The sequence below is a fragment of the Kribbella aluminosa genome (assembly GCF_017876295.1).
Taxonomy (GTDB): domain Bacteria; phylum Actinomycetota; class Actinomycetes; order Propionibacteriales; family Kribbellaceae; genus Kribbella; species Kribbella aluminosa.
On record NZ_JAGINT010000001.1, the window covers coordinates 897,896 to 923,596 of the forward strand.

Sequence of the window (25,701 nt, forward strand, 5' to 3'; positions counted from 1 at the left end):
CGGTCGGGTCCGCCGCGTGGGGGCGGTTAGCCGTGCCAGGAGGTCCAGAGGGCGGCGTAGGGGCCTTGGCGGGCTACTAGGTCGTCGTGGCTGCCTAGCTCGGTGATTTGGCCGTCTTCTACTACGGCTACCCGGTCGGCGTCGTGGGCTGTGTAGAGGCGGTGGGCGATGGCGATCACCGTTCGGCCCTCGAGTACTGCGGCCAGGGAGCGCTCCATGTGGCGTGCTGCCCGGGGGTCGATCAAGGACGTCGCCTCGTCGAGGACCAGCGTGTGGGGGTCGGCCAGGACCAGCCGTGCCAGCGCCAACTGTTGGGCCTGCGCAGGCGTGAGTGACAGCTGGCCGGAGCCGACCCGAGTGTCCAACCCGGCAGGCAGTCCCTCGGCCCACTCGCGGGCGTCCACCGCACCGAGCGCGTCCAGCAGTTCAGCATCGGAGGCGGACGGACGCGCCATCGACAGATTGTCGCGAAGCGTCCCCACGAACACATGGTGCTCCTGCGTCACCAGCGCGACCTGTTTGCGGAGCTCGTCCAGTGGCAGGTCTGTCATTCCGACACCGCCAACCGTGACCGACCCGGTCCGCGGCGGGTGAATCCCCGCGACCAGCCGACCCAGCGTCGACTTGCCCGCACCCGACGGCCCGACCATCGCGATCCGCTCGCCCGGCTGGATCGTCAGGTCCACGCCGTGCAGCACGTCGCGCCCGTCGACGTACGAGAACCGCACGTCCCGCGCCTCGACCAGCTCGCCGTCCGGCTGCTGACCCGACGGCGTCCGATCATCCGGTACGTCGCTGATACCCAGCAGCCGCGCGAACGCCGCACCACCGGACTGCAGCTCGTCCAGCCAGGACAGCAACCGATCGACCGGATCGATCAACTGGTTCACGTACAGCACCGCAGCCGTCACGGCCCCCAGCGAGACGTGCCCGTTGAGATGCAGCCACCCGCCGAACAGCAGCGTCCCGACCACCGGCACCAGATACCCCAGCTCGGCCGCCGGGAAGTACACGGTCCGCAGGAACAACGTGTACCGCTCAGCGTTGAACGAACCACGGATGTCCTCGTCACCGCGCCGCACCCGGTCGTCGTACCGCCGGAGCGCCTCGACCGTCCGCGCCCCCTCGACCGTCTCCGCGAGCGAACTCGTCATCTGCGCGTACGCCGCGTTCTCGCGAAGGTACCCGTCCTTCGCCCGCCGCAGGTACCACCTCGTGCTCAGTAACAGCAGCGGCACCATCGCGACCAACGGCACCAGCACCCACACGCCCACCAGCAGCGTCGCGATCGCCGTGAACAGCACCGTGACCATCGCGACGATCGTCTCCGGTACGGCGAACCGCACCGTCCGCGACAGCGTGTCCACGTCCCGCGACGTCCGGGACAACAGATCACCGGTGCCGGCCCGCTCGACCGTGCCGATCGGCAGCGCCAGCGCGTTGTCGACGAACTCCTCGCGCAGCTCGGCCAGCACCTGCTCGCCGAGCGCGAACGACTTGTACCGCGCCCAGCGGGTGAGCAGCGACTGCGCGACGATGAACCCGGCGATCACGGCGATCACCAGGTTCACCTTGGCCGCGGTCGTGCCGTGCTGGACGTCCTGGACCAGGTCACCGATCAGCCGCGGCGCCGCCAGTCCCGACACCGCCGCGAGCGCGTGCAGCAGCAACGCGGCCAGCAACGTGCGCGGATGCCGGCGCGCCAGCCGCCGGGCGTGCCGCCGGATCTCGGCCGACCCGGCCACGGGCAGGATCTGCCTCATCGCAGGGCCTCCTCTGCTTCGGTCTGACGGGTGACGGTCCGGCGGTACTGCGGGGTGGACGCGAGCAGCTCGCGGTGCTTGCCGGTGGCAACGACACGGCCGGCGGCGACGAAGATCACCTCGTCGACGCGGTCCAGCAGCAGCGGGCTCGCGGTCATTACGACGGTGCTCCGGCCGCCCCGGTGCTCGTGCAGCCGGTCCGCGATCCGCGCCTCGGTGTGCGCGTCGACCGCTGAGGTCGGCTCGACCAGCACCAGCACCGACGGATCGGCGAGCAACGCCCGCACGAGCACCAGCCGCTGACGCTGGCCGCCGGAGAACGAGCGGCCCTTCTCCTCCACCTCGGAGTCGAGCCCGTCCGGCAGCGCCACGAGCACGTCCTCGGCGGACGCCGTACGCATCGCAGCCAGCAGCTCGTCGTCGGTACGCCGACCGGTCGGGTCCAGCTCCGCGCGCAGTACACCGGTGAACAGCTGGGAGCCGGTGTCGCTGACCAGGATCCGCTCCCGGACATCAGCCCGGGTAGCGCTGGCCAGCGTGACGCCGCCGTACCGCACCTCGCTGGTGTCGTCGTACCTCCCGAGGCGGTCTGCGAGCGTGCCGTAGCTGTCCGGCTCGGCGGACACGACCGCGGTCAGCAACCCGTCGCGGGCGCGGACGCCGGAGGCCGGGTCGACCAGGTCGCCGTGCTCCGGCAGCCGCACCGGGGTCTCCGGCTCGATGATGTCCGGCTCCAGCTTCAGCACCCGGATCACGCGGCTCGCGGCCACGAGCCCCCGCATCAGCTGGTTCGCGAACTCGGTCGCCGTCCGTAGCGGGAGCACCAGGAACGTCGCGTACCCGTAGAACGCGACCAGCGACCCCGCGCTCAGCTGACCGCGCAACGCGAAGTGCGCGCCGAGGCCGACGACCAGCACCACGAAGATGCCGGGCAGCAGTACCTGCGCCGCGTCCAGCACGGACTGGATCCCGGCCACCCGCACACCGGCCTTGCGCACCTGCTGGGACTCGCTCCGGTACCGCTTGGAGAACGACTCCTCGCCGCCGATGCCGCGCAGCACCCGCAACCCGGCGACGATGTCGGAACCCAGCGAGTTCAGCTCGCCGACCGCCTCGCGCTGCGCGGACTGCCGCTTGTGCAGCGGCCGCAGCATCGGGCCGAGGGCGAACAGCATCACCGGTACGCCGATCAGCACCACCAGCCCGAGCACGGTCGACGAGGACAGCAGGATCACCGCGACCACGAAGAACGCGACGATCGCGCCCGCGAACCGGGCCGAGATCTCCATCAGGTTCCCGATGTAGGACAGGTCGCCGGCGCCGATGCTGACCACCTCGCCGGTGGCCAGCTGCTTCGGCAGCGTGGCGCCCAGGTCGGCCGACTTCCGGGTCACGACCTGGACCGTCCGGTACGCCGCGGTCAGCCAGTTGGTGACCGCGAACCGGTGCCGCATGATGCCGGCCGTCGCCTGCACGACCCCGACCACGAACAGCAGCGCGGTCCAGCGCAGCAGTCGCTCGCCGTCCAGCGCCGCGATGCCCTCGTCGATGGCCCGACCGAGGATCGCCGGGATGAACGCCTGGGCGGCCATCCACAGGATGCCGAACGTCATGCCACCGGCGAGCGTGCGGGACTGACCGCGGGCGACCCACCACAGGTAGCGGGCCGGCGAGCGATGGTTCGGGAGGCCGGGGTCGGCGAGGGGGAGTTGTTTCATGGCCCGTTCAGGCTAGGTCCCGGCTCCGACAGTCGCATGCGAATTAATCGCAGTTGTGGACCCCCTGAACCGGCACCATCTAGGACATGACGAGGGGACGGGGCTGGCTGATCGGGTACGGCGTACTGACGGTGGCGCAGCTGGTCACGATCGCGATCGGTGAGACGTGGTCGCAGCTGATCACCAAGGTGCTGCTGATGCCGACGCTGGCGGTGTGGGCGCGGCTGAACGGTGGCCCGGTGACGTTGCTGGTCGCTCTGGTTGCGTCGTTGGCCGGGGACGTCCTGCTGCAGGTGGACCAGCTGCTACCGGGCATGCTGGCGTTCGGGGTGGCGCATGTCTGCTACGTGGTGCTGTTCGCCCGCCGTGCTCGTAAGCGGTCGCTCTTGCTCGTAGCGGCGTACGGTGTGGTCTGGCTGGGGGCTCTGGTGCTGCTGTGGCCCGGTCTTGGCGACAACCAGATCCCCGTAGCGGTCTACTCGTTACTGGTCACGGCTACGGCTGTCACGAGCGGCTGGAACGGCTGGCGCGCGGGTGTGGGCGGTGCGCTGTTCTTGATCTCGGACGGGCTCATCGGCGCGGGTATGGCAGGACATGACTTCACAGCGCGCGACTATCTGGTGATGGCGACGTACTGCGTCGCGCAGTACCTGCTGTCGAGTGGTCTGCTGCGTGGTGACAGTCGGTAGACCTTCACCTTGCGTTGGGCAACGGGTTCCCGTCGTGCAATGTCGGGCCCCTGTCCTGGATCTATGTTGGTGATCGCGCATCGGGGAGCGAGTGGCTACCGCCCGGAACACACTCCGGCGGCCTACCGGCTGGCCGCGGCCCAGGGAGCCGACTACCTGGAACCGGACCTGGTCGCCACCCTCGACGGCGTCCTGGTCTGCCGGCACGAGAACGAGATCTCCGGTACGACGGACGTCGCGGAGCACCCGGTCTTCGCGGACCGGAAGATCACCAAGATCGTCGACGGGACCGCCGTCACCGGGTGGTTCGTGGAGGACTTCACGTACGCCGAGCTGCGCACGCTGCGGGCCCGTGAGCGGATGCCCGCGCTCCGGGCGAACAACACGGCGTACGACGGGCTGGAGGAGATTCCCACCTTCGACGACGTGGTCCGGCTTGCCCGCCGGGAGTCGGCGCGGCTGGGGCGGCCGATCGGGGTGATCCCGGAGATCAAGCACCCGGCGTACTTCCGGCGGCTCGGTCTGCCGCTCGAGGAACTGCTCACCGAGCGCATCCTGGCGCTCCGGCTGCGTCCCGAGGAGATCATGGTGCAGTCGTTCGAGCCGACGAGCCTGCGCCGGCTGTCGGTGATGACCCAGGTGCCGCTGGTGCAGCTGATCGACGCCGAGAGCGCGCCGAACGACTTCCTGCGGACGGGGGACGGACGGACGTACGCCGACCTGATCGAGCCGCGGGGGCTCCGGGAGGTGGCGACGTACGCGCAGGTGCTGGCGCCCCACAAGGACCTCGTCGTACCGCGTACCGCGGACGGCTGCCTCGGGGAGCCGACCAGGCTGGTCGACCACGCGCACCGTGCTGGCCTGGCGGTCCAGGTGTGGACGTTCCGCGCCGAGCGGCGCTTCCTGCCGACAGCTACCGATTTCCCGACCGAACTGACCCGTTTCGCCGCACTGGGGCTGCAGGGCGTCTTCTGCGACCACCCGGACCAGGCGGTCGCAGTACTGCGTAAGTCGGCTCTGAACGTGTAGCAGCGGGGTAACCGCTGCCTGCGGTCACCCCGCCTGGGGTCCTGCGCCTCCGGCGGGCGCAGACGTTGTCACGCCGCCGGGGGCTTGGTGTTGGTGTCGTCGTAGATGCGGGAGGCGATGTCCTGCTCGGTGGAGTCCTGGTTCTGGTGCAGGTTCACCGAGTGCTGGACGTTCTGCCAGACGGCCTTGCCGTCGGACTCGGGGATCACGATCCAGGCGACCGCGTAGCCGATCATCGCGGCGCCACCGGTGATCAGCGTAAGGCCGACCCAGCCGAGGCGGACCAGGGTCACGTCGACGTTCAGGTACTCGGCGATGCCGCCGGAGACGCCGGAGAGCATCCGCTGGTTCGCGGAGCGCCGGAGGACCTTGCCGGAGAGGTTCTGGAACGGTGCGTTGGAGTTCGTCATGGCTCTACTGTCCCGTTCCGGCACCCCTCCGCACATCAGGATCGGTACCGACCGACCCCTGACCCGACCCCGACGACTTTCGTGGAACCCGGGTCACCCGCCAGCCTGTCTCTAAGGGTGAGGAGGGGGAATGGACGAGTTCACCGAGTACGTGACCGCACGCTGGCCGACGCTGGTCCGGTCGGCGGTCCTGCTCGGCTGTACGCCGTCCGAGGCGGAGGACCTCGTCCAGTCCGCGCTGGAGCGCTGCCTGCTCAAGTGGAACCGGGTGCGCATGGCGGAGGACAGGGACGCGTACGTGCACCGCGTACTGGTCAACTGCTTCCGCTCCTCCCGCAGACGCCGCTGGCACGGGGAGCTGCCGTCGTCGCGGCCGCCATCGGTGCGACGACCCTCCTCACCCCGCACCCGCAGACCACGCCTGCCGCACCGCCGCCGACCCGCCTGTTCGGCTTCGGCCACGCTGCGATCGCCGTACCGGCGGACTGGTTGACCAACAAGGCCGCCTGCGGTACACCCCAGCAGGACACGGTCCTGATCGACGACCCGAGCGCGACGCACTTCTGTTCGGCCCGCCGGCCGGACGGCGTGGACAGCGTTCAGCTGAGCGGCCGGCGCTCCCTCGACTTCCACGCCGACGAGGCGTTCGAGATCGACGGAGTGCGTGCCGAGCGCCAGCACACGACCTGCTCGACCTCCTCGCACTCTCCGACGTCCGACTCGGTGCTCTGCAGCGGCGCGGTCGGTATCCCATCGCTCACGGTGTGGTTCCGGGCCGACTCCTCGACGAGCGCCCAGGAGGTCGACCGGATGCTCAGCCGGATCCAGATCGTGCAGGGCCGGCCCGGCGTACCCAGCTATTCGTCGCTCGGCGGCGCGCCGACCGGGCCGCTCGTTGCCGGCTACACGCCGGTGCTCAAGGCCGCCGGGCTGAAGGCACACTCCAAGCCGGTGAAGTCGCTCAGCTATCCGGCCGGGACGATTCTCGGGGTTTCGCCAGCGGTGGGGACGATGTTGCCGGTCGGGGCGATCGTGACGGTGACGGTTGCGAAGTAGGGAAACTGTCGGTAGGACCGCCTAGCGTTTGGGGGTATGGATGTGGCGGCGGTGGTGAAGGTGATGGTTGGGTTGCCGGGGGTGGAGGAGCAGGAGGGGTGGGCTGGGCAGCCGGTGTTCAAGGTGCGGAACAAGAGTTTTGCGTACCTGTCCGAGGACCAGACGCGGATGCACCTGAAGGCGCTCCGCGAGGAGCAGGAGGCGCTGGTCGCGGAGGATCCGGAGGCTTATGCGCCGTCGTGGGACGGCGGGCGGTTCGCGTGGGTCCTGGTTCGGCTGGAGCTGGCCGACGAGGAGGAGCTGGGTGAGCTTGTCACGGAGGCCTGGCGGCTGACGGCTCCGAAGTACCTGATTGCCCAGCTGGACACCTGACCGCCACCGGGCCTGGCTTGCACTCGTTTGGGGCGAGTGCTAATACTTGGTTAGCACTCCAAGGGCGAGAGTGATAAGTGTTCGCGCCCGGCCGGGTGTGCAAGAAGACGGCCTCGATGAGGTGCCGGGCAGCGGCGGGACATGAGCGTCGCGGTCCAGGTGCCGTCCGTCGCGGGCATCGGAGCCGGCTGAACCACCAAGACTCGACGCGGGAGGACTCGCGGAGAATGCCCAAGCTGATTGCTTTCGATGAAGAGGCGCGCCGCGGCCTCGAGCGGGGAATGAACATCCTCGCCGACGCCGTGAAGGTGACGCTCGGCCCGAAGGGCCGCAATGTCGTGCTGGAGAAGAAGTGGGGCGCCCCCACGATCACCAACGACGGTGTCTCCATCGCCAAGGAGATCGAGCTCGAGGACCCGTACGAGAAGATCGGGGCCGAGCTCGTCAAGGAAGTTGCCAAGAAGACCGACGACGTCGCGGGTGACGGTACGACGACCGCCACCGTGCTGGCCCAGGCCCTCGTCCGCGAGGGGCTGCGCAACGTCGCCGCCGGCGCCAACCCGATGGGCCTGAAGAAGGGCATCGAGAAGGCCACCGAGGCGGTCAGCGAGCAGTTGCTGGCGCTGGCCAAGCCGGTCGAGACCCGTGAGCAGATCGCGGCGACGGCGTCCATCTCGGCCGCCGACACCCAGGTCGGCTCGATCATCGCCGAGGCGATGGACAAGGTCGGCAAGGAAGGTGTCATCACCGTCGAGGAGAGCAACACCTTCGGCCTCGAGCTCGAGCTCACCGAGGGTATGCGCTTCGACAAGGGCTACATCTCGCCGTACTTCGTGACCGACACCGACCGGATGGAGGCCGTCCTCGACGACCCGTACATCCTGGTGGTGAACAGCAAGATCGGCAGCATCAAGGACCTGGTCCCGGTGCTGGAGAAGGTCATGCAGACCGGCAAGCCGCTGGCGATCATCGCCGAGGACGTCGAGGGCGAGGCCCTGGCCACCCTGGTCGTCAACAAGATCAAGGGCACCTTCAAGGCCGTCGCCGTCAAGGCGCCGGGCTTCGGTGACCGCCGTAAGGCCATGCTGGTCGACATCGCGGTACTGACCGGCGGCGAGGTGATCTCCGAGGAGGTCGGCCTCAAGCTGGACACCGTCGACCTGGAGCTGCTCGGCCAGGCCCGCAAGATCGTCGTCACCAAGGACGAGACGACCATCGTCGAGGGCTCGGGCGACGCCGACCAGATCACCGGCCGGGTGAACCAGATCCGCGCCGAGATCGAGAAGTCGGACTCCGACTACGACCGCGAGAAGCTGCAGGAGCGGCTGGCCAAGCTGGCCGGTGGCGTTGCGGTGATCAAGGTCGGCGCGGCCACCGAGGTCGAGCTGAAGGAGCGCAAGCACCGCATCGAGGACGCCGTTCGGAACGCGAAGGCGGCCGTCGAGGAGGGCATCGTCGCCGGTGGTGGCGTCGCGCTCCTGCAGGCGTCCGTGGCGGCGTTCGAGAAGCTGGAGCTCGAGGGTGACGAGGCGACCGGCGCGGAGATCGTGCGCAAGGCCGTCGAGGCGCCGCTGAAGCAGATCGCCGTGAACGCCGGCCTCGAGGGTGGCGTCGTGGTGGAGAAGGTCCGCAACCTCGAGCCGGGTCACGGTCTGAACGCCGCGACCGGTGAGTACGTCGACCTGATCAAGACCGGCATCATCGACCCGGCCAAGGTGACGCGCTCGGCGCTGCAGAACGCGGCGTCCATCGCGGCCCTGTTCCTCACCACCGAGGCCGTCATCGCCGACAAGCCGGAGAAGGCAGCAGCCGGTCCGGGTGGCGCGCCCGACATGGGCGGCATGGACTTCTGATCCAGTAGTCCGACAGCACACAGCAGTACCCAGGGCGGCCCCGAACACACGTTCGGGGCCGCTCGCATGCCAGCTCCAGGGGCCGTGAACAGGAACTGAGGGCTAGGCACCCGTTATTACCTGTTCACAGACCCCGGCGCGCCGGCCCGGCCCCCACTTCCGGCCGCCCGGTGCCGGAGCTCAGGTGCCGGAGATCAGGTGGTGCGCCAGCACTGGCGAGAACACCCGGACCGGGAGATCCGGCGTCAGGCCGCAGGGGCCGTCGGATTCGCCGGGGGTGCGGAGCCAGAGGTGGAGGTCGACGGGGGTGGGGGCGGGCGACGGGGGCATGCCCAGCCTGCGGGCGGGTGGGTTGCAGGAGCTGCCGTCGGAGCCGTTGCCGTTGCGGCTGGTGTCGATGACGTAGTGCGAGCCGCCGCCGAGCGCCGCCAGAATGCCGGTGCCGCGGGAGATCGACTGCTCGGTGGTGAAGTAGTTCGCGGTGTTCAGCGCGAACCCGCGAATCTTCCCGACGTCCGCGAGCCGCAGCCGCCGGGCGATCTCCTTCGCGTCACCCGACGTCACGTTCCCGGCGTCCAGGTACGCCCAGGTGTTCGGGTTCTTCGCCGCCAGCACTCCGACGGCGTACTTCAGCAGCGCGATCCGCGCGTTCCACTCCGACGTCGGGTAGCAGTCGAGCCGTGCGAGCGCGTCCGGCTCCAGCACCACCACCGCGGGCCGCGTCCCGATCCCGTCCGACACCGCCGAGATCCAGGTCCGGTACGCCGCATCCGACGCGGCCCCGCCGCCGATCCCGCACTGCCGCCCAGGGAGGTTGTCCGTCACCAGCACCGGCAGTTTGTCCGCCTTGGCGGCAGCGGTCGTGTACGCCGTGACGCCCGCCTGCACGTCGCCGCTCCACGCGCCGATCCACCGCGCCGACGGCTGACCGGCGATCTTCGACGCGAGCTCGGTGTCCTCGGGATGCCGCCGTACGTAGGCCGCCGCGTCCGAGGCGGGATCGACGTACAGGCCGTCGGTCAGCTGCAGTGGGTCGCCGGTCGCTTCGGCCAGCCCGGACGCGGGCCGGCCGAAGACGAGCAGCGCGGCGGTCAGCAACAGGCCGGCGGCCACGGGACGCAGAGTCGGCATCGTGAACAATCCTCCAGATCACTCAACGTGCCGATCACACTACCTTTAGTGTCCTGAGTCGGAGGACCACTAGCTCTTCTCGTCGACCTCACAGAACGAGGCGTAGTGGTCGCTCGTGTAGTAGACGTGCGCGGGCGTGGTCTTCGCGCCGCCCCCGATCAGCCGGCGGGCGCCGCGGTCGGGGGAGCCGGGCGTGATCACGGTGTACTCGTGGTAGTAGCCGGACGACTGGGACGGCAGGATGCCCTCCCGGTTCGAGAAGACGGTGCCGTCCTGCTTGTACGGGAACGGCCCGCCGGAGTGGATCAGGCCGAGGGTGTCGGCGGCCTGCGACGGCAGCGAGCTGAGCGCGCAGGTGCCGATCGCAGTTGCGCTGTACGGCGCGACGTACGAGGTCGGGGCTACGTAAGAAGTCGGGGCGGTTGGGGCGGCGTATGCCGTGGACCCGAAGGCGGCGGTGGTCGCCAGGGTCACGGCAGCGATGAGGGTTCTCATGCTCGGTTCATTCCCCGCTTGAACGACGCTGGTACATCCCAGCTGTGAATAACAGGTGGATTATGACCCCGGCGTACCCCTAAAGTCTGGCGCGGCGAGTACGTCCTGGAGCGGAAGGAGCGACCGATGAACACACTGACCTGTTTCCCGGCGCGTCCTGACCGCTCGCACGGCTCGCACTGAGCGGAGCGCGCCTCCTGCTGGAGGATTCGTGAACATCCGCACCACCGTCGAGGCCGACCTCGGCACCATCCTTGCTCTGATCGAGCAGAAGTCCGTCAACACCGTCACCGCCGAGCGGTACCGCGAGTACGTCGCCGCCGGCTACTACAAGCACGACTGGAGCTGGGTCGCCGAGGAGAACGGCGCGATCCAGGCGCTGGCGATCTGGTGGGGCGTCCCGGACGAGCAGCACCCGTACAGCATCGACGGCCTGTACTACGTCGGCGGCGACGACCAGGTCCCGGTGTGGACCGAGCTGCTGAAGCACGCCGTCGCGTCCCGCCCGGACGGCCAGGAGCCACCGGAGTACCACTTCTTCCTGGACAGCGACTGGGAGAACGAGCCGGACGTCGTCGCCGCGCTCGAGCCGCGGATGGAGGCGGCCGCCGCGGTCGGGATGACCAGCGTCACCGACCGGCTGCGGTACGAGTGGAAGCCGGCGTACGGGCTGCCGCAGCGGTCCACCCGGCTGCGGTTCGAGCCGGCCGACGACGAGGCGTTCGTCGACGTGTTCATGCGGGTCAGTCAGGGCAGCCTGGACGCCTCGACGGCGCGGGAGATCGCCCGGCTGGGCGTCGAACAAGCGGCCCGCGAGGAGCTCGCGATGTACAAGTCGATGCCGGGCGACCGGGGGCTGTGGCGGGTCGCGTACGACGGTGCCGAGCTGGTCGGGTTCGCGATGCCGTCGGCGAACGCGGGCGGGCCGGTCGTCGGGTACCTCGGCGTCGTACCGGAGCACCGCGGGCGCGGGCTGAGCGACGACCTGCTGGCGGAGATCACGCATCTGCTCGCGGAGACCGGCGCCGAGCAGATCCGCGCCGACACCGACTTCGGGAACGTGCCGATGGCGAGGAGTTTCGAGCGCCTCGGGTACCGGAAGTTCGCCGTACGCCGGGTGCTGTCGTTCCCAGAGAACTGAGCCGCACGAGGTAGAGACGCGCGGGGCGGGAATCCCTAAGCTCCCTGACATGTCAGAGAGCTTAGGGAGAGCTCGATGCGTGACATCGCGTTGATCCTGCATGTTCTCGCCGGGGTCGTGGCCGTCCCGTTCGGCCCGGTGGCGATCGCGCTCACGTTGCGCCGCCGTGGGCTGAACTGGGCCGGCGAGATCTACCACTGGGCGATCGCGCTGGTCTGCCTGACCGCGCTGGTGATGGTGCCGTACGACTGGGGCCGGCTCTGGTACTTCTGGCCGATCACGGTGGCGTCGTACCTGTTCGTGTACTTCGGGCAGCGCGCGGCCGAGACGCCGGGCGGGCTGTGGTACCGCGGGGTGCTGCGCGGGTACGGCGGCGGGTGGATCGCGCTGTGGACGGCGATCGCGATCGTCGGTCTACCGGTGCGTCCGTGGGCGTGGGCGATCCCGATCGTGGTCGGTACGGCGCTGATCGAATGGCTGTGCGTACACCCGGCGAAGGGCTGGACCCGGCAGGCCCAGCCCGGCGCCGGTTAGGCCTGGCCGGCTAGTTCTTCCGGGGTGGCCTTGCGGACGACGAGGCGAGTCCAGGCGCCGACGTAGATGCGGTCGTCGGGGTTCAGCTCCTGGCGCTGGCCGGGGACGATCGGGGTTTCCGGGAGCGGGCCGGCGGCGGAGGCGACGTACGTGCCGTTGGAGGACTGGAGGTCCTCGACCCACCAGCGCTGGCCGTCGGTGGTCAGCTGGGCCTGGCGGCGGCTGACGCCGGTGTCGTCGCCGCAGTCGACCTCTGGGGAGATGCCGCGGCTGCGGGACGGGCGGCCGATCAGCAGGCTCTTCTCGACGAGCGGGATGATCGCGGGGAGGCCGGGGGACGGGCAGGGGTCGTCGCTTTGCTGTACGGCGTACCAGTCGGGGTCGACCCACCGCTCCACTACCCACTCGGCTGTTGCCGCCGGTGCTGCCGGTGCCGGCGGGGTGGTGGGAGCCGGGCCACCGGACAGGTCGAGCGGGGAGGCCGGGCGGGGCATCGTGCCGGTGGTGAAGTCGTAGCCGCAGCTCTCGCAGAACAGGGCGTCTGCAGAGGCGGGCTCAGAGCAGTTAGGACACAGCTGCCCAGCACCTGCGTCAGGAGGCGGGACGGCTGCCTGGGGAGGTGCTGGCTGCTGCCCGCCGGCGTCGCCAGGTGTACTGGCGGCGTCGGAGGGGAGGGGGAGGCCGCAGACGTCGCAGTAGTCGGTGGAGGTGGTGGGGTGTCCGCTGGGACAGTTCACGGTCATTTGCGTACCCGGGTCGTCTTGGTGGAGGCCGTGTCGAGTGCCATCTCGTCGGCTTTCTCGACGGTGCGCTTGAGCCGCACCGTACCCGTTTCCTGGTCGTCGATGTCGACAACCTTCCGCAACCGGGTGGTCGCCTCCTCGTTCCCGGTCGCGGCGGCGAGCTGCACCGCACGGCCGAGCTTGGTGGTCGCGGTCGCCGTATCGCCGACGGCCTTCGCGGCCAGACCGTCCTGGATCGCCTGCGCCAGCTCGGTCTGGCCGGTGTAGTGCGCGACCTCCGGACTGATCCGCGTGGTGAGCGCGTCGTCCGCCGACCACAGCGCCTTCACCAGCGACTGCGCGACCGTCTGGTCACCGAGCACCAGTTGGACCCGCGCCGCGAGCTGCTCCTGCCCGACCGCCTTCGCGGCCAGCCGGATCGCCACGTGGTAGTCCCGCGACTCGTCACCCCACGACCCGGTCGGATACGACCCGGTCAGCGGGTTGACCGCCGTACGACGCGACGTCAGGTCCTCGACGGTCGGCGCGACCTGCCGGACGAACAGCACCTCGGCACCCTGCGGCGCCCACACCCGCAGGTCGGCCTGCGCGACGCCGCGGCTCATCGCGTTCTGGATGATCTTGGCGAACTCGGCGGCCAGCTGATCCGGCGCGGGGATGATGTCGACGGTACCGAGCAGGGCCTGAGCGATCCGCCGTACCTCGTCCACCTGCCACGCGACGCCGACACCGCGGGTGTCGCACTGGAACTGACCGGTGACCGACTCGATCGCCTGGGTCAGCGCCTCCGGTGTCTCGTGCTGGTTCTCGCCGTCGGTCAGCAGGATCGCGTGCTTCTGCGACAGCGACGGCACGGTCGCGAACACCCGCGACGCCAGCCGCAGCCAGGTGCCCATCGCGGTACCGCCGTCGGCGTAGAACCGGGACACGGCGTCCTTGGCGGCCTGCCGGGTGTACGGGTCCATCTTGACCATCACCGGCTCCGCGGACGGCGGGAACGCCAGCTGCGCGCGGTCGTTGCCGGAGATCACCGCGAACCAGACACCGTCGAGGATCTGGTCGAGCGCGGTCTGCGCGGCGTACGCCGCGGCCTGCACGCCGTCCCGGCCCATCGAGCCGGAGGTGTCGACGATGATGATCTCGCCCGCGTCCCCGCTCCCGGTCTGCCCGGCGGCACCGGCTCCGGTACAGGTCACGGTGACGATGGCGTGTACGTCGGTCCCGCCGTCCGGCAGGAACTCGTTCTGGTAGACGGTGGCGGTGAAGTCGGCCATCTCGGGTTCCTCCTCAAACGCGCGCGAGCGCGACGGTGATGTTGTCCTGGCCACCCTGGGCGTTGGCCCAGTCGACCAGGGCGGACGCGGTGGCCTTCGGCTCACCGTTGTTGTCCGCAGCTGTCTGACGTACGAGGTCGGCCAGCGGTGCCGCCTCGGAGCAGTAGTTCCACAGGCCGTCCGAACAGACCAGCAGCCAGCCGGCACCGTCGACCTCCAGGGTCGTGGTCCGCGGCGTGTGGTCCGGGGCGTCCTTGCCGAGCCACCGGGTGATCGCGTGCGCGTGCGGACCGGACTCGGCCTCTTCGCGGGGCACGCCGCCGGCGATCAGCTCGGCGGCCCACGAGTCGTCGGTGGTCAGTCCGACCGGCTCGCCCACGTCCGGGAACCAGTACGCCCGGCTGTCGCCGATGTTGCCCGCGACCAGCAGCCCGTCCTCGACGACCGCGGCCACGAACGTGCAGGAGGCCGGGTTCGGACTGTCCGGACTGGTGCTGTCGAGTACGGCGTCACTCGCCGCGTCGGCCGCCGCCTTGAGCCGGGCCGCGATCGCCCCGGCCCGCGACGTCTCGGTACCGATCCCGTGCGCGTGGTCGGCCACCAGTACTTCGAGTGCCGCCCGGGCCGCGGCCAGCGAGGCGACGTCGGAGTCGAGCGAGGAGCTGACGCCGTCGCAGACCACGAGCAGCGCGCGGCTGCCCGGCTCGGGGTCCGCGCCGAGCGCCATCGCGTCCTCGTTCCGGCTGTGCCGGATACCGCGGTCGCACACGCCGGCCACCCACGGAGCGGGCTGCTCCACGAAGTGGTCCCGCGGCTTCGCGGCCTTCGTACCGCAGGTCTCGCAGTACCCGTCGGTGCCGACCGTGCCGCCGCAGGACGCGCACGGCCCGACCGGACCGCCGTCCAGGCTGCCGACCGCGTCGATCTCCACGGTGGGCTCGGTGTCGGTGTCCAGGGCCGGCGTACCCGGTGCGGCGGCTGCCGGGGTGCCCGGCTTCAGCTCGGCGCCACAGGCCTCGCAGAACAGGTCGGCCTCGGCCACCGGTCCGCCGCAGCTGGGGCAGGCCGTGTCGGTCGTACTCGTCATCGCAGCGTCCATCCTCGAACCTCGTTGGCCTGGTCGACCAGGGCGATCCGTTCCGTCCGGGTCTGTGCCTGACCGGCCAGCAACCGGTAGGTGGCCTCGAGCCCGTCCCTCAGGGACGTCTCGGTGGCTGCCCGCCCGTCGATCCGCAGAGCTTCCTGCGGACCGGTCTGCTGGACCTCGGTCAGCGCGGTCCGGAACACGTTCGCGGCCAGGTTGGCCCGGTCCGCCGGGTCGATGGTCAGCGTCGCGATGCTGTTCATCGCCTCGGCGAGCGCGGGAAGGCCACGCCCCGATCCTGCCAGGAGTCCGGCTCGCTGGCGACGAGCACGCACGTACTCGCCGCTGGTTCGCGGCACCAGGTCGACGGCGTTGAGCGCTCCGTCGAGGTCGTTGCGCTGGGTTCTGATGTTGGCCAGACCGAACGCGGACGGTGCGATGTAGTTGGCGTCGGTCCGCGCGCAGGACAGGTAGAGGCCCTCGGCCACGTTGAACTCGCCGCTGTGTTCACAGGCGATCGCCAGCGCGAGCTTCGGCGCCAGCTCGCCAGGCACCTGGCCGTAGACGGCGTTGAACGCCGACTGCGCGGCCTTGAAGTCACCGCGGGCCAGTGCGACCAGTCCGGACATCCAGACCGCACGCCACTCCCACGGGTCCGCACTGAGCAGGTCGTTCACCGCGGTATCGACCATGTCGTACCGCTCCGGCCCGACCTCCAGCGCGGCCTGCGCCACCTCCAGCAGCGTCTGCGCCGACTGCTCGGGCGCGTCGACCAGCAGCTCCAGCCGCTTCGCCGGGTCCGGCACGCTGACGGTCTTGAGCCAGCCGGCCATCTTGTCGCCGTCGTCCGGCGCCAGCGACGGCAGCTGCTGCCACGGCGCGGCTGCGTCGCCCAGCCCGGCGGCCCTGTCACCAGGGGACCCGAAGAGCAGCGACGACGCCGAGTGCTGAGCCGCCTTGACACCCTGCTTCTCCGCAACGACCTCACGCAGTACGCCGAGCAGTTGCACGCGGAACTCGTCCGCGGACTGGAAACGGTCCGCCGGGGACGGCGCGCACGCCTTGGCCAGCAGGCGGTACACCGCGTCGTACTCCTGGAACAGCGGCACCTCGTCGACCGGCGGCAGCGACGCGACGTACCGGCTCTGGTACCCGCGGAACTCCATCGCGAGCACGCACATCGTCCGGCCGAGGGTGTAGATGTCGGACGCGATCGACGGGCCGACCTCGGCCACCTCGGGCGCCTGGAAACCGACCGTGCCGTAGATCGCCGAGTCCAGGTCGTCGATCCGCCGGACGCCACCGAGGTCGATCAGCTTCACCGCGTCGCCGACCTGGATGATGTTGTCCGGCTTGAAGTCGCAGTACACCAGGCCCAGGTCGTGCAGGTACGAGAACGCCGGCAGGATCTCCAGCATGTACGCGATCGCCTGGTCGATCGGGAGTGCGTCGTACCGGCCGTTGTTCGCCTCCATCCGCTGCTTGAGGAGGGACTTCAGCGACGTACCGCCGACGTACTCCATCACGATGTAGCCGGCGCCGTCGTGCGTGACGAAGTTGTAGATCTCGACGATCAGCGGGTGCTCGACCCGGGCCAGGAACTGCTGTTCCGCGATCGCCGCGGCGACCGCGTCCGGGTCCTCGGAGTTCAGCAGGCCCTTCAGGACGACCCAGCGGTTCGACACGTTCTGGTCCTGGGCCAGGTAGATCCAGCCGAAACCGCCGTGCGCCAGGCAGCCGCGGACGAGGTACTGGCCGCCGACCAGGTCGCCGTCCTGCAGCTTCGGCGCGAACGAGAACCGGCTGCGGCACTTCGGGCAGAAGCCCTCGGTACGGCCCGGCTGCCCGTTGCGGGACCGGCCGACCGCGTTGCCGCAGCTCGGGCAGTTCCGCCGGTCCTCGGGGACCATCGGGTTCGCCAGGATCGCCTTGCTCGCGTCGATCGCCGGGATCGACGGGACGTTCGTCAGGCCGGCGCCGAGCCGGGCGCCGCGCAGCCGGGTGGACGACGTACCGAGTTTGCGGGTCAGCTTCGAACCGACCTGAGCGGCGCGGGCCGAGCCGAGCGGCGTGGACGCCAGCCGGTTGGACGCGCGGGACACGGTCGACACCGAGCTGATCGGGTCGGAGTCCGGGGCCGTCCTGGCGTTGGAGGGCGCGGGCGATCCGCAGACGTCGCAGTACCCGTCGGCGTACGTGCCGGTGCAGCCGGGCTGGGTACACGCACCAGTCGCGGCGGCGGGGGCGCTCTGGACCGCGGGGGAGCCGCAGACGTCGCAGTACCCGTCCACGATCGAGCCGGTACAGCCCGGCTGGGTGCAGGTCGTCATCTCGTTCCTTCCAGGTAGGCCTGGTAGGCCGCTACCAATGCACCGAGCCGAGCGAGGTCCACCGGCTCGGTGTCGATCACGGCGCGGCCGCGCCGGTACAGCTCGGCGAGATCTTCGTTGCCTGCGGCAACACTTGCCGCCTTCACCTGATAGGCGTCGAGCAGCTGCGTGAGTTCGTCCCGGCGGCCGAGCGCAGCGCCGTACGCCGCCTGCGCCTGCCCGAGTGCCCGCCGTACAGCGTCCAGCCGGGTCAGGTACTGGGCGAGCCCGGCCGGCGTGTTCGGCACCGGGCCGAGCGCGGTCACATCCGGTACGGCGAGCCGCGGGGCCGGGGTGACCGTTCTGACGGCCTTGTCCGCGAGCGCGCGGACCGCCGTACCTTGGGCCTCGAGCTCCCCGCGCACCGTGCGGGCGCGGGCCACGTCGGCGGCGCGCTCCTTGCGGGTGGCGGCGCCGACGATCAGGTCCCGCTCGGCCTTGGCGGTGTCGAGTTCCAGCGGGCCGATCATGCCGCCGATGTCCGCACCGCGCTTGTTGCGGTCGGCAAGATCCGTCAGCCGGCGGTCCAGGTCGTGGTGCTTGGCGAGAGCGTCGTTGCGGACTCCTGCCGGCTCCTGCTTGACCAGGTCGCCGATCCGCTCCACCTGGGCGCGCAGCTCCCGCAGCCGCGCGGCCAGGTCGGCGTCGGCGGGGTCGAGTGCCAGCTTGGCCCGCAGGCTGGATGCCAGCGCATCCGACAGCTTGCATGCCTCGGGCAACGAAACCGCGAGCGAACCGCCCGCGGCACCGGCATCCAGCCCGCCCCAGATCAGCGACGCGATCCGCTCGATCTCCTGCTGCCCGACCCGACCGGAGTCCCAGGTCACGAGGATCAGCTCGTACCGGTCCGAAACCGCCTTCCAGACCGTCATGCTGAGCACCACGTCCGCGCTCAGCGCATCACCGTCCGGCGAATGCAGAGCAGCCTGATCCAACTCGTCCAGCTCCGCCTTCCGCCGATCCCGCCACTCCCCGAGCGCACTCAGGAACGGCAGCAACTCCGTCGCCGGAACACTGCTCCCCATCTTCCCCGGCGACACCGGCGCCGACACTGTCGGCGTACGAACGGTCATGGGGTCCGGCCGTAGGCGGGTGCCGGGGGAGCCTTCAGCACGCCGAGGTCGCCACCGAGCCACGTGTCATAGGAGGTCATCCAGTCGGACTTCTTCCCGCCGGCCTTCGGCTGCTTCATCTGCTCGAGGACACCGTTCACGAACCGGACGAAGTCCACGTTCGCCTTGTTGATGCCCAGACCGTACGGCTCCTCGCTGAATCTTTCCTTCGGAATCACCTTGGCGTAGGGATCCTGCGCGGCGTCTCCGGCCAGCACGGTGTCGTCGCCGGAGATCCCGTACGCCTTGCCCTGCTGGAAGAGGACCAGGCAGCCGGTGTCGCTGTCCGCCGTGATCGGCTTGACCGCCGGGTTCTTCTTCATCAGGTTCGTCAGGCTGGTCGATCCGGCCGGAGCGCAGATCGTCTTGCCGGACAGTTGCATCACGCTGGTTTCCTTGGCGTCCAGCGGTACCAGCGTCTTCTGGCCCGAGCGGTAGTACTCCGCCGAGAACGCGATCAGCTTCCAGCGTTCGCAGTTGATCGTCATGTTCCGCGCGACGATGTCGACGCCGTTGTTCTGCAGCACCGGGATGCGCTGCGGACTGGAGATCACCCGGAGCTCGAGGTGACCTTTCCAGGCGCCGAAGATCGCCCTGGCGACGGCCTTGAGCATGTCGATGTCGAAACCCTCGATCTCTCCGCTGATCGGGTTCCGGGAGCCGAGGTGCAGGCTGTCCGCGGACACCCCCGCGATCAGCCGGCCACGACTCTGGATCTTCGCCATCGTCGTACCGGTCGGCATCTGCATCGGCGTGGGTAGCGGACCCTGTGGGGCGTACGACTGCAGCTCAGTGGATTTGTCGCATGACGCCGCCGCCGGCGGTGCAGCCGAGGTTGTCGTGGGCGCCGGCTCGGCCGGGAGCTGGGTGGTTGCGTAGTTGCCGGAGCTGCAGGCGGTCAGGAGGAGGGCTGCGGTGGCGGCGAATGGGATCAGCTTCTTCATCGGTACTCCTCCAGGCGCTGCGACATGCCCCACGCGACCAGCAGAGCGGCCGCGATGCCGATCGGTACGCCGAGCCAGCCGATCGGCGGTAGTCCGTTGCGCGCGTCCTTGAGCTTGGACTGCACCGCCGCGCTCGTCGTGGTCAGCTGCTGGTTGGACGAGGAGTCGAACGCGCCGAACGTGTCGACCGAACTGTTGGTCTTGTCCTTGCCGACAGCCATCGCGACGGCGCCGTCCCAGTTGCCCTTGTTGGCGTCCGAGTCTCGCACCTTGCCGTGAATGGTCTTGTAGCTGGACCAGGCGTTCTGCAGTGCGGCGCCGGTGGTGCCGAGCTTGCTGAGTTGGCTGTCGACCTCTGCGGCCGCGGTGTTGTACGCCTTGTCGAACTGGTCGCCGGAACCGCGGGCGATCAGTGTGAGGCTCTCGTTGGAGCGGGCGTCGTACGCGGCGATCCGGGCGCGGGACAGGGCCAGCGTTCGTTCGTACTCCGAGTTGCGGGTGTTCTTCGCGGAGCTGGTCGCACCGGCCAGCGCGATGCCGCCGACGGCGGTGGTGAGCAGTACGAGGACGGCGCCCGCGGCGATCGGGACGTTCATGTAGCGGTGGGTACGGCGGGCCAGCCAGCGCAGGGTGACGCCGAAGACCAGCAGGCTGAGCAGACCGCCGACGACCACCCAGATCGTGCCGTAGCTGATCCCGTCGAACTCGGTGTCGACGCGCTTCTCGTTCGCCTGGACCAGTGCCTTCACCAGCGGCAGCGAGTCGTCCTGGAGCACCGAGTTCGCGTCCTTCAGGTACTGCGAACCGATCGGCAGGCCCTGGCGGTTGTTGGCGCGGGCCTGCTCGATCAGGCCTTCGTACGTGATCAGTGTCTTGTTCAACGCGCCGAGTACGTCGCGGTCGGCGGGCTGGGCGGTCGCGGCCTCGGCGATCAGCCCGGCGGCCGCCGCGAGCGAGTCGACGAAGTGCTGGCGCCGGTCCGGGGGTTCGAGACCGCCGACCAGGAAGGCGTTGGTGGCGTCGGCGTTCGCGCTGACCAGGTTGGTGTGGATCGCCTGGATCCGGACCAGCTGGGCGGCGTTCGCCTGCGCCCGGCCGAGGGCGCCGTCGGACTGGCTGAACCCCTGCGCGGCGGCGAGCCCGAACACCACGCTCATCGCCGCGGCCAGCAGGAGGAACGCGCGCATCCGGCCCGGCGTACCGTCGAACCACTGGGCGACCGCCCCGCGCCTGCTCGGGGTCGGCGCGGCCGGCGCCGACAACGTCGTACCGGATGGCGCGGCCGGCGCCAGGGTGGCCGACGGCGCACTCTGAATCTGGGTCACGCGTCTTCTCCTTGCTGTTGCTCTGTCACGTCCGAAGACGTTGGGGAGTCGACCGGTTCGTCGGTGAGGTCCTCGGCGAGGATCTGACGCAGTTCGTCGGTTGTCGGTGCCGTCACGTCGCGGAGGCGCCAAGCCTGGCGGCCGATCGCGGCCTCCAGGACGTTGCGCGCGAAGCGTCCGTTCCCGAACGAGCCGTCCCGCGCCGTACCCGCGAGGATCTCCTGGAAGTCGTCCATCGCCTCCGGAACCAGCTCGTAGTCCGCGGCGCCGGCGAGCCCGGTAAGAATGTCCGTGAGCTCCTCGTCGCTGTAGTTCTCGAACTCGATCGTGGTCCGGAACCTGCTCGCCAGCCCGGGGTTCGCGGCGATGAACGCCTGCATCGGCTCCGGGTACCCGGCGACGATCACCACCAGGTCGTCGCGCCGGTCCTCCATCTCCTTCACCAGCGTGTCGACGGCTTCGCGCCCGTACTGGTCGGCTCCGTTGTCACCCGCGGTCAGGCTGTAGGCCTCGTCGATGAACAGCACGCCACCGGCCGCGGACTCGACCACCTCGGCGGTCTTCGTCGCGGTCTGCCCGAGATAACCGGCGACCAACTCCGACCGGTCCACCTCGATCAGCTGCCCCTTCGACAGCAGGCCGAGCGCCTTGTAGATCCCACTCACCAGCCGCGCGACCGTCGTCTTCCCGGTCCCCGGATTCCCCACGAACACCAGGTGCCGAGTGATCGTCGCGTTCTTCAGCCCAGCCTCGGCCCGCAACTTCTCCACCCGCAACACAGCCACCTGCCGATGCACTTCCCGCTTGACCCGAGCCAACCCCGTCAGCTCATCAAGCTCCCCCAGCAGCTCCTCAACCGTCTTTTCGGGCTCAGGAGCCAGCTTTTCCTCAACATCTTCGGTTGGCTTGGGTTGTGCCGGCGTACTCGGCTGAGCGCCGGCGACCTGCAGCGTTCGTACGCCGGCAGCTTGGAGTTGTGCGGCTGCCGCGACTGAGGCGTTTCCTACCACTCGCATGGTGGGCTCGCCGAGGGCGCAGGCTGCCGACGCCACCTCGGCGAGGGCTTCGGCGTACGCCGCCTTCTCCTTCGAGTTGCGGGCGATCAGCTCGGTGAGTACGGCGGTAGGAGCGCCCCGCCAGCGCCGGCCACGGACGGCTGCGTCGAAGAAGGACTGAGTTGTTCCGCCCGGGACTGCCTCAGCCCAAGCAGCAGGTGCACCCGGAGCTGATTCAGCGAGCGCGGCCGCGAGGGCGAGCGCCTCGGCCCGTGCGGAATCCTCGGGGACCCCGGCGCGGTCGGCGACCGTGAGCAGCTCGGACAACGCCTGCTGCAGAGAGCCTCCCCCCGTGCCGCTCATGACCCTCCTCGTCCAGCTGGTGGTGACAGTGGTCCTGCCGGGCCCGCTCCGGGGTCCGGGGGTGGGGTCGACTCGGTCGGACCGAGCGCCAAGCCTCCGCCGGTAGAGCCGGTGCCGAACTTCTCCTGCAGGAACCTGCCATGCGTGATCAGCGCCGCCGCATCCGCCCGGTTCACCGCGTCGAACACCTTGTCCATCGTCGCCGCCAACAGGTCCAACTGGTCGATCAGCAGCATCAGCGACGTCTTGCCACGGTCCACCGGCCGGGTGTCGGCCCACTGCCGCGGCAACCGCAGATACCCGCCGATCGCATCCGGCAGATAGTCCGTGCAGGTCGCCATCACGGAGTACGCCTGCGCACTCCCGCCGAGGTTCCCGAGCCGCGGAATCGTCTCCCGTACGACGCGCACCACCCGCCCGACCCGCGACGCCACAACCGCCGGTACGGCGCCACCCGCGACCAGCTGCTCGACCCGGACCAGCGCCGCCAGCAGGTCGTCGTTCGTCGGCGGCGCCGGCACCGGGGCAGGCTCGGGCTCCTCCCTGCGACCGGTCAGCCGCGCGAAACCGGTCAATTTCGAGAAGATGGCACCGAGAGCCATGCATTTCCCCCACGTCAGAGCTGGTTCAGCGACCGAGGTTCAGATCGAGGCTGCCGTGCACGACCTGCTGGTTCTGCTGGGCGACCCGGTCCAGGTACGAACGCGACTTGGTCACCTCGTTCTCCAGCGTGCCGATCGTGGCGGCCATGTTGTCCAGCGCCTCGCCCTTGAACGTGTCGATCGCGTCCATGGTCGCGTAGATGTTCGCGAACGCGGCCTGCAGCTGCGGCAGCCCGATGGTCGCGGACGCGGCCTGCTGCTGGATCGCCACCGAGTTGTCCTTGAGCATCTGCGAGGTGCGCTCGATCATCCCGCTGGTGGTGCTGTTCAGCGCGGTGATCTGGTCGAGTACGAGCTTCTGGTTGCCGAGCGCCTGCGCGACGATGACCGCCGTACGCAGCGCCGAGACCGTGGTGGTGGACGCCCGGTCGACACCCTTGATCAGCTCGATGTTGTTCTTGATCACGATGTCGATGGCCAGGTAGTTCTGGATCGACACGGCCAGCTGGGTGAGCAGGTCCTGGTGCTTCTGCCGGACGTAGAACAGCACGTCCTCGCGGAACGCCTTCGCCTTGTCCGGGTTCGTCGCCTGGAGTTCGGCGATCGCCGCGGACAGCCGCGCGTCCAGGCGCTCGGCGACGTACACGTACTGGTTCAGCCGGCTCATCGCGTCCCAGAGCTGCTGCTTCTCCAGGTTCAGCGCGGCGTTGTCCTTGCCAAGCTCGTCCTGGCCGTTCCGCAGCGCGTGCAGGATGCCTTCGAGGTGGCTCTGCGCGGTCTGGTACTTGCGGAAGTAGTCCTCGATCTTGTCGCCGAACGGGATCATCCCGAGGAACTTCTTCACCCCGGTGGCTTCCTTGGGGTCCAGTTCCTCGACGGTACGACGCAGCTCCAGCAACGTCTTGCCGACGGTCGAACCGTCGGACAGGCCGCCCTCTTGCAGCGCGCGGACCGGCGACTGCAGCAGCCGGTTCGAGCTCTCGGCGGCGGACCGGATGTCGACGTCGCCCATGCTGCGCACGTCACCCGCCTTGGTGGCGAACTCCGGCGACCGCGGCTCGGCCGCCATCAACCCGGTCAGGAACGCGTCCACCTTGCTGTCCAGCCCCGGCAGCGCGGCCGGGTCGACCGCCGGCGCCATACTCGGCGCAGCAGTCTCGGCCACCGGCTGTGACGGCGGCGGCGCGGTCAGTATCAGCCCCGGCGCGGTCGCGGTCGGCGGCTGCAGCGGCATCGCCGCCTGCGCTGCGGGCTGTGCGGGCTGTGCTCCCGCCGCGCCTGCTCCACCTGCTGCGTTGTCTGCTTCGGTCATCGTCGTTCCCCTCCGGTGGCCTCCGCGAGGCGTCCCCTCGCCGCGCGCTGTCTCCTCCGTGACGCGCGCCCAATCTAGTCGGTTCCAGGTCCCCGCGGGACGCCCGTTGCCTACTCGTTGTTAGCTGCGGCGATAACCAACGAACGCGAAGCCGTCGCGCGGGTCGCGGGCGGATTCGGTCCAGTCGGCTGGGGTGAGCTTCGGGAACGTGACGTCGCCCTCGGGTGACTGGTCGACTTCGGTGAGTTCGAGGGCGTCGGCGTACGGGAGGGCCTGGCGGTAGATGTCGCCGCCGCCGGCGACGTACAGGGTGCCGTCGTACTTCCACGCGTCCTCGAGGGTGTGGACGACGTCGACGCCGTCCGCGGACCAGTCGGGTTGCCGGGTGACGACGACGGTACGGCGGCCGGGGAGCGGGCGGCCGATCGAGTCGTAGGTCTTGCGGCCCATGATCAGGGTGTGACCGAGCGTCAGCTGCTTGAAGTGCTGGAGGTCCTCGCGGATCCGCCAGGGCAGGTCGTTGTCCCGCCCGATCACGCCGTTGCGGCCGACCGCGGCGATCAGGATGATCGTCATACCGCGATGGGCGCCTTGATGCCGGGGTGCGGGTCGTAGCCGACCAGTTCGACGTCGGCGATCTCGTAGCCGTCGATCGAGTCGCGCTTCGTGAGTCGCAGCGTCGGCAGCGGGCGCGGCTCGCGGGTGAGCTGCAGCCGCGCCTGGTCGAGGTGGTTCAGGTACAGGTGCGCGTCGCCGAGGGTGTGGACGAAGTCGCCGACCTCGAGCCCGGTCTGCTGCGCGACCATGTGGGTGAGCAGCGCGTACGACGCGATGTTGAACGGCACGCCCAGGAAGACGTCGGCCGACCGCTGGTACAGCTGGCAGGACAGCCGGCCGTCCGCCACGTAGAACTGGAACATCGTGTGGCACGGCGGCAGCGCCATGTCGTCGACGTCGGCGACGTTCCACGCGCTGACGATGTGGCGGCGGGAGTCCGGGTTCTTCTTGATCGACTCGATCAGCTTGGCGATCTGGTCGACGTGCCGGCCGTCCGGCGTCGGCCAGGAGCGCCACTGGTACCCGTACACCGGGCCGAGCTCGCCGTCGGTGTCGGCCCACTCGTCCCAGATCGAGATGTTGTTCTCGTGCAGCCACTTGATGTTCGTGGAGCCGCTGAGGAACCAGATCAGCTCGCCGATCACCGACCGCAGATGCAGCTTCTTCGTCGTCACCGCGGGGAACCCCTGGCGGAGGTCGTACCGCGACTGGTACCCGAACACGCTCAGCGTGCCCGTACCCGTGCGGTCGCCCTTCTCAGCCCCGTTGTCCAGCACATGCCTCAGAAGATCCAGGTACTGCTGCATGCCGCCACGCTAACACCCGGAAG

At 69.6% G+C, this 25,701-nt stretch carries 25 protein-coding genes; 8 read left to right on the forward strand and 17 right to left on the reverse strand.

Annotated elements, in window-relative coordinates; translation table 11 throughout:
* Window positions 1-26: 26 nt before the first annotated feature.
* Window positions 27-1,763, reverse strand: coding sequence for an ABC transporter ATP-binding protein (locus tag JOF29_RS04450; RefSeq protein WP_209692961.1), 1,737 nt, complete (start codon window positions 1,761-1,763; stop codon window positions 27-29).
* A complete protein-coding gene (locus JOF29_RS04455) occupies window positions 1,760-3,481 on the reverse strand; it encodes an ABC transporter ATP-binding protein (RefSeq protein ID WP_209692962.1) in 1,722 nt (573 codons plus the stop codon). The genes JOF29_RS04450 and JOF29_RS04455 overlap by 4 nt, the downstream gene beginning before the upstream one ends.
* Before the next feature lie 86 nt (window positions 3,482-3,567).
* Between JOF29_RS04455 and JOF29_RS04460 the strand changes: the two genes are divergently transcribed.
* Entirely contained in the window at window positions 3,568-4,170 is a 603-nt protein-coding gene (locus JOF29_RS04460) for a lysoplasmalogenase (protein WP_209692963.1), read from the forward strand.
* Window positions 4,171-4,233: 63 nt separating this feature from the next.
* Window positions 4,234-5,199 carry a glycerophosphodiester phosphodiesterase gene (locus JOF29_RS04465; RefSeq protein ID WP_209692964.1) on the forward strand — a complete coding sequence of 322 codons (966 nt, stop codon included), beginning with the start codon at window positions 4,234-4,236 and terminating at the stop codon, window positions 5,197-5,199.
* A gap of 68 nt (window positions 5,200-5,267) precedes the next feature.
* Here JOF29_RS04465 and JOF29_RS04470 read toward each other — a convergent pair whose 3' ends face one another.
* Window positions 5,268-5,609 carry a PspC domain-containing protein gene (locus tag JOF29_RS04470; protein WP_209692965.1) on the reverse strand — a complete coding sequence of 114 codons (342 nt, stop codon included), beginning with the start codon at window positions 5,607-5,609 and terminating at the stop codon, window positions 5,268-5,270.
* Window positions 5,610-5,739: 130 nt separating this feature from the next.
* Between JOF29_RS04470 and JOF29_RS04475 the strand changes: the two genes are divergently transcribed.
* The 4 genes from JOF29_RS04475 (at window position 5,740) to groL (ending at window position 8,890) form a co-directional block, all read left to right on the forward strand.
* Window positions 5,740-6,102, forward strand: a complete 363-nt coding sequence (locus tag JOF29_RS04475) for a sigma factor (protein WP_209692966.1) — start codon at window positions 5,740-5,742, stop codon at window positions 6,100-6,102.
* On the forward strand, window positions 6,099-6,665 hold the full coding sequence (locus JOF29_RS04480) for a PASTA domain-containing protein (RefSeq protein ID WP_209692967.1): 567 nt from the start codon (window positions 6,099-6,101) through the stop codon (window positions 6,663-6,665). Before JOF29_RS04475 ends, JOF29_RS04480 begins: the two co-directional genes overlap by 4 nt.
* A 36-nt stretch (window positions 6,666-6,701) precedes the next feature.
* Complete coding sequence (locus JOF29_RS04485; RefSeq protein ID WP_209692968.1) at window positions 6,702-7,037, forward strand: MmcQ/YjbR family DNA-binding protein; 336 nt, start codon at window positions 6,702-6,704, stop codon at window positions 7,035-7,037.
* A gap of 227 nt (window positions 7,038-7,264) precedes the next feature.
* On the forward strand, window positions 7,265-8,890 hold the full coding sequence (gene groL / locus JOF29_RS04490) for a chaperonin GroEL (protein ID WP_209692969.1): 1,626 nt from the start codon (window positions 7,265-7,267) through the stop codon (window positions 8,888-8,890).
* A gap of 180 nt (window positions 8,891-9,070) precedes the next feature.
* Here the strand turns inward: groL and JOF29_RS04495 are convergent, their stop codons facing one another.
* Window positions 9,071-10,021 (reverse strand): glycoside hydrolase family 6 protein, encoded by a 951-nt coding sequence (locus JOF29_RS04495; RefSeq protein WP_209692970.1) that lies wholly within the window; start codon window positions 10,019-10,021, stop codon window positions 9,071-9,073.
* 69 nt (window positions 10,022-10,090) lie between these two features.
* A complete protein-coding gene (locus JOF29_RS04500; protein ID WP_209692971.1) occupies window positions 10,091-10,516 on the reverse strand; it encodes a guanyl-specific ribonuclease in 426 nt (141 codons plus the stop codon).
* A 211-nt stretch (window positions 10,517-10,727) separates the two neighbouring features.
* On the opposite strand from JOF29_RS04500, the gene JOF29_RS04505 reads away from it, so the two are divergent.
* The gene (locus JOF29_RS04505; protein ID WP_209692972.1) at window positions 10,728-11,657 is read left to right on the forward strand and encodes a GNAT family N-acetyltransferase; all 930 of its coding nucleotides are present in this window, start codon (window positions 10,728-10,730) and stop codon (window positions 11,655-11,657) included.
* Between the two features lie 75 nt (window positions 11,658-11,732).
* Entirely contained in the window at window positions 11,733-12,191 is a 459-nt protein-coding gene (locus JOF29_RS04510; RefSeq protein ID WP_209692973.1) for a hypothetical protein, read from the forward strand.
* On the opposite strand, the gene JOF29_RS04515 is transcribed toward JOF29_RS04510, so the two are convergent.
* The 12 genes from JOF29_RS04515 to JOF29_RS04570 all read right to left on the reverse strand — a co-directional run bounded on the left by JOF29_RS04515 (window position 12,188) and on the right by JOF29_RS04570 (window position 25,678).
* Window positions 12,188-12,685: an FHA domain-containing protein gene (locus JOF29_RS04515; RefSeq protein ID WP_245357441.1), complete on the reverse strand. Its 498-nt coding sequence runs from the start codon at window positions 12,683-12,685 to the stop codon at window positions 12,188-12,190. The two genes, JOF29_RS04510 and JOF29_RS04515, sit on opposite strands and share 4 nt — an antisense overlap.
* A 245-nt stretch (window positions 12,686-12,930) precedes the next feature.
* Entirely contained in the window at window positions 12,931-14,208 is a 1,278-nt protein-coding gene (locus JOF29_RS04520) for a vWA domain-containing protein (protein ID WP_209692975.1), read from the reverse strand.
* Window positions 14,209-14,221: 13 nt separating this feature from the next.
* A complete protein-coding gene (locus tag JOF29_RS04525) occupies window positions 14,222-15,307 on the reverse strand; it encodes a PP2C family protein-serine/threonine phosphatase (protein WP_209692976.1) in 1,086 nt (361 codons plus the stop codon).
* Window positions 15,292-17,622 carry a serine/threonine-protein kinase gene (locus JOF29_RS04530; RefSeq protein WP_209692977.1) on the reverse strand — a complete coding sequence of 777 codons (2,331 nt, stop codon included), beginning with the start codon at window positions 17,620-17,622 and terminating at the stop codon, window positions 15,292-15,294. Before JOF29_RS04530 ends, JOF29_RS04525 begins: the two co-directional genes overlap by 16 nt.
* Window positions 17,619-18,734, reverse strand: a complete 1,116-nt coding sequence (locus JOF29_RS04535) for a hypothetical protein (RefSeq protein ID WP_209692978.1) — start codon at window positions 18,732-18,734, stop codon at window positions 17,619-17,621. The genes JOF29_RS04530 and JOF29_RS04535 overlap by 4 nt, the downstream gene beginning before the upstream one ends.
* Window positions 18,731-19,717, reverse strand: coding sequence for a glutamate ABC transporter substrate-binding protein (locus JOF29_RS04540; protein ID WP_209692979.1), 987 nt, complete (start codon window positions 19,715-19,717; stop codon window positions 18,731-18,733). Before JOF29_RS04540 ends, JOF29_RS04535 begins: the two co-directional genes overlap by 4 nt.
* The gene (locus JOF29_RS04545; RefSeq protein WP_209692980.1) at window positions 19,714-21,042 is read right to left on the reverse strand and encodes a GlnX family signal transduction membrane protein; all 1,329 of its coding nucleotides are present in this window, start codon (window positions 21,040-21,042) and stop codon (window positions 19,714-19,716) included. Before JOF29_RS04545 ends, JOF29_RS04540 begins: the two co-directional genes overlap by 4 nt.
* Window positions 21,039-22,400, reverse strand: coding sequence for an AAA family ATPase (locus tag JOF29_RS04550; RefSeq protein WP_209692981.1), 1,362 nt, complete (start codon window positions 22,398-22,400; stop codon window positions 21,039-21,041). The genes JOF29_RS04545 and JOF29_RS04550 overlap by 4 nt, the downstream gene beginning before the upstream one ends.
* Window positions 22,397-23,002, reverse strand: a complete 606-nt coding sequence (locus tag JOF29_RS04555) for a hypothetical protein (protein ID WP_209692982.1) — start codon at window positions 23,000-23,002, stop codon at window positions 22,397-22,399. Before JOF29_RS04555 ends, JOF29_RS04550 begins: the two co-directional genes overlap by 4 nt.
* A 25-nt stretch (window positions 23,003-23,027) precedes the next feature.
* Window positions 23,028-24,314 (reverse strand): toxic anion resistance protein, encoded by a 1,287-nt coding sequence (locus JOF29_RS04560; protein WP_245357442.1) that lies wholly within the window; start codon window positions 24,312-24,314, stop codon window positions 23,028-23,030.
* Window positions 24,315-24,434: 120 nt separating this feature from the next.
* Window positions 24,435-24,890 (reverse strand): dihydrofolate reductase, encoded by a 456-nt coding sequence (locus JOF29_RS04565; RefSeq protein WP_209692983.1) that lies wholly within the window; start codon window positions 24,888-24,890, stop codon window positions 24,435-24,437.
* Complete coding sequence (locus JOF29_RS04570; RefSeq protein WP_209692984.1) at window positions 24,887-25,678, reverse strand: thymidylate synthase; 792 nt, start codon at window positions 25,676-25,678, stop codon at window positions 24,887-24,889. The genes JOF29_RS04565 and JOF29_RS04570 overlap by 4 nt, the downstream gene beginning before the upstream one ends.
* Between the last annotated feature and the right edge of the window lie 23 nt (window positions 25,679-25,701).